2 protein-coding genes are annotated in these 1,598 nt (G+C 55.8%); both read left to right on the top strand.

Annotated features, from left to right (window positions below; translation table 11 throughout):
• Positions 1–996: FAD-dependent oxidoreductase (locus MVO87_RS02115; RefSeq protein WP_297552030.1), on the top strand; the 996-nt coding region annotated here is incomplete at its 5' end.
• Between the two features lie 36 nt (positions 997–1,032).
• The coding region (locus tag MVO87_RS02120; protein WP_297552032.1) for a deoxyhypusine synthase family protein at positions 1,033–1,598 on the top strand (566 nt) is incomplete at its 3' end.

A 1,598-nucleotide genomic window follows, 5' to 3' on the forward strand; every position in this document is an offset into this window, starting at 1 on the left:
GCAATCATCGGCGCAGGTCCAGCGGGGCTTACAGCGGCGGGCTACCTCGCGTGCAGGGGCTACGAGGTTCACGTCTACGACAAGATGCCAGAGGGCGGGGGGATGGTCGCCTTCGCGATTCCAGAGGTCAGGATACCGATAAAGACAGTTAGAGAAGGTGTAAAGGACCTTGAAAAGCTAGGCGTGAACTTCCATTTCAGGACGAAGGTCGTCTACGACTCTCCAAGGGAGCTCGGAGACGAGTGGGCCGAGCACTTCGTATCTCTGGAAAGGCTCCTCTCTGAGTTCGACGCACTCCTCATAGCAACGGGCGCCTGGCGTCCGAGGAAGCTGAAGGTTCCGGGCGTTGATTTGCCGGGCGTTTACGACGCGCTTAAGCTGCTCCACCACATAAAGATGGCGAGAATAGGCTACTACCCCTGGGAGAAGGTTCCCGATTTGAAGGGCAAGCACGTTGTCATAATTGGAGCGGGCTACACCGCGGTTGACGTGGCAATCGAATCGAGACTTTTAGGAGCCGAGAAAGTCACGATGGTCTACAGGAGAACCCTTGAGCAGAGCTACGCGAAGGCCGAAATCAGGAAGCTCATCGAGGAGGGGCTTGAGTTCATCGAGATGGCCTCGCCCGTAAGAATCATCGGCGAAAGCAGGGTCGAAGGAGTTGAGTTCGCGAGGACGAGAATCGTCGAGGGAACCGTTGTGACAACGGACGAAAGGTTCATCGTTGACGCTGATATCGTCGCCTATGCCATCGGCCAGCTGCCGACGAGCCCGATTCGCGAGGTAGTCTGTGCCAACGAGAAAATCCTTAAGGAGGCAGGGATTTTCTTCGCGGGAGACGTCGTCGCGCCGAGGAACATCGGAACGGCGATGCGTGAAGGGAGAGCAAGGGCGAAGGAGATAGAGGAGTGGCTCACAAAGAAGGCACCGAGGAAGGTCTTCCCCGTCCCCGTTACGACCAGGCTGATAGGCTCGGTCCTGAGCGGGAAGTGCTGACGAAAGCTTTAAACGCCCCCTTCCCAACCTCCTTCCATGACTGAGCCGAAGGACATCGTGCTTAAGGAGAGCGAAGAGGTTGAGGGAGTTCCAATTGAGGGGCCCTGGTTGGACGACGTTTCAAGCCTTGAGGAAGTTCTCGATTATTACGAGCGCATAGGCTTTCAGGCGACGCACCTTGGAAAGGCCATTGAAATATGGAAGAAAGTCGAGGAGAAGCGCGCTAAGGGTGAAGAGGTCCGCGTCTTCCTCGGATACACCTCGAACATAATCTCCTCGGGATTGCGAGAGATAATCGCGTGGCTGGTCAAAGAAGGCAAGGTTGATGTCATAGTAACCACTGCAGGCGGAATCGAGGAGGATTTCATAAAGGCCTTGAAGCCCTTCATCCTGGGCGACTGGCAGGTGAACGACGCCCTGATGCGCGAGAAGGGCATAAACAGAATCGGCAACATCTTCGTGCCCAACGACCGCTACATCGAGTTCGAGAAGTACATGATTCCCTTCTTCGAGCGGGTTCTTGAGATTGAGAAGGAGCGCGGAAAGCCCCTGACGGCGAGCGAGTTCATCTACGAGCTCGGAAAATACATGGACGAGAAGCT

This window comes from Thermococcus sp., from assembly GCF_027063845.1.
GTDB lineage: Archaea > Methanobacteriota_B > Thermococci > Thermococcales > Thermococcaceae > Thermococcus.